This window comes from Nocardioides sp. (assembly GCF_034670285.1).
In the GTDB taxonomy this organism is placed as follows: Bacteria; Actinomycetota; Actinomycetes; order Propionibacteriales; family Nocardioidaceae; genus Nocardioides.
In genome coordinates this window covers 1-5660 of record NZ_JAXMNS010000255.1, presented here as the reverse complement: position 1 = coordinate 5660, position 5660 = coordinate 1, and the positions used below count along the sequence as shown (strand labels likewise).

The following is a 5660-nucleotide window of genomic DNA, read 5'->3' as shown; positions in this document are numbered from 1 at the left end:
GTGACGAGGGTGAGCACTCGGTCGGCCTGCACGGGGACGAGCATCAACGCGACGCCTGCCAGCACTCCGACCGTGACGAGCCCCGATGCCGGGCCCGTGCGCCGTCCGGTCCGGGTCAGCCAGAGGTGCGCCAGGCCCCCAGCGACCAGCAGAGCCCCGGCTGAGAATCGCGTTGGCCGCGAGTCGCCGAGGCCCAGCATCAGCAGTCCGAGGCCGAGCAGTGCGAGGGCCAGCTCCGGGGCGAGGTCCCGTGGCGCGAGCCCTCGGGTCGTGGCCGGCTTGCCGCCGGACCCGCCAGCCGCGGTGGTCATTGTTCAGGAGGCCCGGCGGCGCTGAGCCGACTGGTGGCCGCGGATCAGCAAGTTCCCGATGTCGATGAGCTGGTCGCGCAGCTCTGCGTCAGGGGCCTCGGTGTCCGTCAGGATCGGCCCGACGAGTGCCTGGGTGACCGCCGCGCCCCAGATGCGGGCGACCATCGGGTCCGTGCCGGCGATGAGGAGCGCGTCGACGCGCTCGTTGAGCTTGCCGGCCGGCTCGAAGACCGCGGAGTGTGCCAGCGCGCCGACGTCGCGGCTGAGCCACGCGGCGACTCTTCGCTGACGGATCAAGTAGTCGACGTAGGCAGTGAGGGCCTGCTTGCGCCGAGGGCCCTCTCGTTTGATCGACTCGGCGTCGTCCAGCAGCGAGCGCAGCTCGTCGAGCGCCGGCGCGACGACTGCCGCGAGCAGCTCGTCCTTGGAGTGGAAGTGATAGGTCACCGCTGCCTTGGAGACGCCCAGGCGGTCTCCGATCATCGCCAGTGACGTGCCGTTGTAGCCGTGCTCGAGGAACAAGTCCAGTGCGGCCTCGACGAAGCGAGCGTTGGGATGGTCCGAGGCGGGCGCTCCGGGCGTGTCGGATGGCATGCGCCGACGATACCTGATCCTGGCCGCTCGGCCAGGCTGCAGCCTTACGTTCGTCAAGTAAAGACTGACCGACCGTAAAGGCGTGGACTTGACGGACGTACAGTCTTGATGCGACTCTCTACTTGTCGCTCGGCAAGTGGGCGGCGTTCGACGGGTTCACTTCAGGAGACGAGATCCATGGCAACATTCCTCTATCGACTGGGCCGGGGTGCGTTCGAGCACCGCGGCAAGGTCCTCACCGCGTGGGTGCTGGTGCTGCTGGTCGTCGGCGCTCTCGCCGGTGCCTTCAGCAAGAACGCAGACGCCCAGCTCTCCATCCCCGGCGTCGAGTCGGTGACCGCCACCGAGCTGCTCCAGGAGCGCTTCCCCTCCGGTGGTGTCGGTGGCGCCGAGGCCAGGATGGTCTTCGAGGCCCCGGACGGCGCGCAGCTGAGTGACCCGGCGGTGCGCGCCACCCTCCTCGAGGTGCTGGCCGAGGTGCGCTCGGGCGACCAGGTCGCTGCCGTGTCTGACCCGTTCGAGGCGGGCGCGATCTCGGCGGACGGGACCATCGGCTACGCGACGGTCGCCTACGACGTCGCGGTCGACGCCCTCACTGACGGCTCCCGCAACGGACTCGTTGCCGCGGCCGAGGGGGCGCAGGGCGACGGCCTCCGCGTCGAGCTCGGCGGCGAGGCCACCCAGGCCGAGGCGCACCAGAGCGCTGCTGAGGCGATCGGCGTGCTCGTCGCGCTCCTCGTCCTGGCGGTGACCTTCGGGTCCCTGCTGGCTGCCGGGCTCCCGTTGCTGACGGCGATGATCGGGGTGGGTGTCGGCATGGCCGGCACGCTCGCGCTGTCCTCGGTCGTCGAGCTGACCTCCACCGCGCCGACGTTGGGCCTGATGGTCGGCCTGGCTGTGGGGATCGACTACGCCCTGTTCATCTCCATGCGGCACAAGCAGAACATGGCCGACGGCATGGACCCGCAGGAATCGGCCGCCATGGCCGTGGGCACGGCCGGCAGTGCTGTCGTCTTCGCCGGCGCCACGGTGATGATCGCTCTGGCTGGACTCACCGTCGTGGGCATCTCGTTCCTGACCACCATGGGTCTGGTCGCGGCCGGCATGGTCGGCGTCGCGGTCCTCGTCGCGCTGACGCTCGTCCCGGCCCTGCTCGGCTTTGCCGGCGAACGTTTCTCGCGTTGGCCCGTGCCGGGGATGCGCACCCGCCAGGCCAAGCTCGCGACCACCGAGTCGACCGGTTCGCGGTGGGCCAAGGCCGTGACGAAGCGCCCGGCTGCGTTCCTGGTCGCCTCGGTCATCGGGCTGGGCATCCTCGCGGTCCCTGCGCTCGACCTCGAGCTCGGACTGCCCGACGAGGGCAACCTGAACTCCGAGACCACCCAGCGTCAGGCCTACGACCTGCTCGCTGATGGTTTCGGCCCGGGCTTCAACGGCCCGCTCACGGTCGTCGTCGACGCCGCGGCGTCGGGCAACGCCGAGCAGGCCGCCACTGCCACGGCCACGGCCATCGCCGGCCTCGACGACGTCGCTGCGGTCAGCCCCGCAGTGCTCAACGCTGCAGGTGACACCGCGATCATCACGGTCTTCCCCGACAGCGGCCCGGCCGAGACCGACACCAAGGACCTGGTCGGCAGCATCCGCGACCTGCAGTCCGAGATCACCGACGCCACCGGGGCCGAGGCGTTCGTGACCGGCAACACCGCGCTGGGCATCGACATCTCCGACAAGCTCACCGGAGCGCTGCCACTGTTCCTGCTCGTGGTCGTGGGGCTATCACTGATCCTGCTCACCCTGGCGTTCCGCTCGATCCTCGTCCCGCTCAAGGCGACCGCAGGGTTCCTGCTCAGCCTCGCTGCCACCTTCGGCGCCCTGGTGGCGGTCTTCCAGTGGGGCTGGCTGGCCGAGCTGATCGGCGTGCAGTCCACCGGTCCCATCATCAGCTTCCTGCCGATCCTTCTGGTGGGCCTGCTCTTCGGGCTCGCGATGGACTACGAGGTGTTCCTGGTCAGCCGGATGCGTGAGGACTACGTCCACGGCGCCACGCCCGAGGAGTCCATCGTCGGCGGCTTCCGCCACGGTGCCCGCGTCGTCACCGCGGCAGCCCTGATCATGGCCGCGGTCTTCGCCGGCTTCATCCTCGGCGACGACGCCACGATCAAGTCGATCGGCTTCGCGCTGGCCTTCGGTGTCCTCCTCGACGCCTTCGTGGTCCGGATGACGATCGTCCCGGCCGTGATGGCCCTGCTGGGGCACAAGGCCTGGTGGCTGCCGGCCTGGCTCGACAGAATCATGCCCGACGTCGACATCGAGGGCGCCAAGCTCGAACGCGACCACGGCCACACCCACCACCCGGTCGACGACAGCTCCTCCGACCCGGTCCCTCAGCCCGTCAGCTGAAGGCCTTCAGGTCACCAGGCCGCCCCGTACTCGTCTCCACGGGGCGGCCCGGTGGCTGTCCACCACCAGCCACCACCAGCTGCCGAAAGCCGAGGTGCGAACGCAATGGTGCTGCACGCCGTCGTCCCCTCCGCCGCATCGAGCGACGAGGGCCCAGCGATGATCGGGGTCACGGTCGTCGGCCGCGAGGCGAGCCTCGCGATGCACGGGGACCTCTCCTCACCCGCGGTGGCTCGCGACCTGCTCCGCCGGCTCCAGATCGTCCAACGGCGGCTCCCGGCGGCCACCGAGGTCGTCCACATCGACCTCAGCTGCCTCGCACACATCACCATCGACGTCGCCGTGCTGCTGTGTGTTCAACGGCGGCTGTTGGCGGCTCGCGGGATCGCAGTCGGCTCGGTCCTCCGCGCTCGCAGCGGTCAGAACCCGGTTGCGGTCGACCGGATCCTCGACGCGCTCGCAAGCGGAGCCGAGCCGACCGAGACCCACGGCGCGCCCACTCGAGCGCAGGACAACCCGTTCAGTGCGTGAGAGCGTCAGGCAGGACGCCGTGCGCGCCATGCCCTCCATCTGTGAGAGGTCTGCATCATGAACCGAGCTCCCGAGATCGCGAACCATGAAGGATCTCCCCGGCTCGCTCAACGACCTCGGCCAGATCCTCGCGGGCTCCGACCTGACCACGGGTGCGGGCTGGGCCAACGCCGAGATCGTGTCGATGGTCGCTCCGATGGGAGTCATCGCAGTGGCGCGATCATGGTGGTGCTGCGCGGCCTGCCCGGCGAGGAGGAGTCGAAGGCCCTCGGGGCGGTGCTCTCCGCGCCGGTGGCGCGCTCGACCTTCCTGTGGGCCAAGACCGCTGCGATGGTGGTGCAGGTCGTCGTGGCGTCGTCGGCGGTCGCTCTCGGACTGGTGCTCGGCTCCCTCGTCGGGGGCCTGGGGCTCTCAGCCGCGGGCATCGTCGGCGTCACCCTGCACGTCGCGCTGCTCGGGGTGCTCTTCGGCGCCGTCGCGGCGGCGGTCGGGGCGGCCACCGGAGCCCGTCGGCTGACGATGGCGGTGTCCGCAGGCTCGGCGGCAGTGGCGATCGTGGCCTGGATCGTGCTGCCCCTCGTCGACGCCCTCGAGGGGTTCGTCCGGCTCAGCCCCGGGTACTGGTTCAACTCCTCGGTGCCCCTGGTCTCCGGACCCGATCTCTCCCACCTTCTCGTCCTGGCCGGGCTCGCGCTCATGTGGTGCTTGGTGGCCGTCGGTCTCTTCATGTGTGGTGATCTCAAGGGGTGAGTCGCACGGATCACCAGACCGACCTGCGACGATCGCGGGACCGACACCACAGGAGGACCGGATGGAACCCGCCGAGCGCACGACCGATCGACCTGGCCCCACCCGCGAGAAAGTCTTCGGCGCAGGGGTCGTCTGGGCGTCGCGGTGGACGCTGCGCTGGCTGATCATCGCGCTGGGCTTCACCCTGGTGGCCTACCTGGTCTCCCAGGTCTGGAGCATCCTGCTGCCCGTCCTGCTCGCCCTGATCCTGACGACCGTGCTGCAACCGGGTGCGGACTGGTTGGCGCGGGCGTCCCGGCTGGGTCGCGCGTTCGCCGCCGCCATCATGGTGGTCGGCTTCGTCGGCGTGCTCGCGCTGGGGGTCCTCTTCCTGATCCCGTCGGTCAGCACCCAGGTCGTCGAGATCGCCGACAGCGCCTCCGCGGGGCTGTCCCAGCTGGAGATGCGCTTCGCCGACAGCGACCTGGTGACCCAGGAGCAGGTCGACTCCTTCGTCGGCTCGATCCAGGACCGGCTCAGCTCGAGCGCCAGCAGCATCGCGTCCGGCGTCCTGGTGGGCGTGAGTGCCGCGACGACCGTGCTCATCAACACGCTGCTCACCCTGGTGCTGACCTTCTTCTTCCTCAAGGACGGGCACGCCTTCCTCCCGTGGCTGAGGGGCCTGCTCGGCCCGCGCGCCGGACTGCACGTCGGCGAGGTCGCCTCGCGCTCCTGGGACACGTTGGGCGGCTTCGTCCGCACGCAGGCACTGGTGGGACTCATCGACGCGGTCCTGATCGGACTCGGGCTCCTCATCGTTGGCGTCCCGCTGGCACTCCCGCTGGCGGTCCTCACCTTTGTCGCCGCGTTCGCACCGATCATCGGCGCGATCGTGATCGGAGTGCTCGCGGTGCTCGTCGCGCTGGTCAGCCAGGGCTACGTCGCCGCGCTGATCGTGCTCGGCATCGTCCTGCTGGTCCAGCAGCTCGAGGGCAACGTCCTGCTGCCCTGGCTCCAGGGCCGGACCCTCCAGCTGCACGCCTCGGTCGTGCTGCTGACGATCGTCCTCGGCTCGACGCTGGTCGGTGTCGCCGG

The 5660-nt window shown here is 70.0% G+C and carries 6 protein-coding genes; 4 read left to right on the top strand and 2 right to left on the bottom strand.

The annotated features are described in order from the left end of the window. Positions 1–311: hypothetical protein (locus VOI19_RS13070; RefSeq protein WP_323793399.1), on the bottom strand; the 311-nt coding region annotated here is incomplete at its 3' end. Between the two features lie 3 nt (positions 312–314). Next, complete coding sequence (locus VOI19_RS13065; protein WP_323793398.1) at positions 315–905, bottom strand: TetR/AcrR family transcriptional regulator; 591 nt, start codon at positions 903–905, stop codon at positions 315–317. Positions 906–1082: 177 nt separating this feature from the next. Here VOI19_RS13065 and VOI19_RS13060 point away from each other — a divergent pair, with 177 nt between their 5' ends. From VOI19_RS13060 to VOI19_RS13045, 4 genes are all read left to right on the top strand, one after another. Continuing rightward, positions 1083–3305, top strand: coding sequence for an MMPL family transporter (locus VOI19_RS13060; RefSeq protein WP_323793397.1), 2223 nt, complete (start codon positions 1083–1085; stop codon positions 3303–3305). 105 nt (positions 3306–3410) lie between these two features. Further along, a complete protein-coding gene (locus VOI19_RS13055) occupies positions 3411–3836 on the top strand; it encodes a hypothetical protein (protein WP_323793396.1) in 426 nt (141 codons plus the stop codon). Positions 3837–4058: 222 nt separating this feature from the next. Next, positions 4059–4586, top strand: coding sequence for a hypothetical protein (locus VOI19_RS13050; protein ID WP_323793395.1), 528 nt, complete (start codon positions 4059–4061; stop codon positions 4584–4586). A gap of 61 nt (positions 4587–4647) precedes the next feature. Next, on the top strand, positions 4648–5660 hold a 1013-nt coding region (locus VOI19_RS13045), incomplete at its 3' end, for an AI-2E family transporter (protein ID WP_323793394.1).

Bases quoted from the DNA above. Each gene is read 5' to 3' on its own strand.
- VOI19_RS13065 (WP_323793398.1), bottom strand. From the start codon at position 905: ATGCCATCCGACACGCCCGGAGCGCCCGCCTCGGACCATCCCAACGCT.
- VOI19_RS13060 (WP_323793397.1), top strand. From the start codon at position 1,083: ATGGCAACATTCCTCTATCGACTGGGCCGGGGTGCGTTCGAGCACCGC.
- VOI19_RS13055 (WP_323793396.1), top strand. From the start codon at position 3,411: ATGGTGCTGCACGCCGTCGTCCCCTCCGCCGCATCGAGCGACGAGGGC.
- VOI19_RS13050 (WP_323793395.1), top strand. From the start codon at position 4,059: ATGGTGGTGCTGCGCGGCCTGCCCGGCGAGGAGGAGTCGAAGGCCCTC.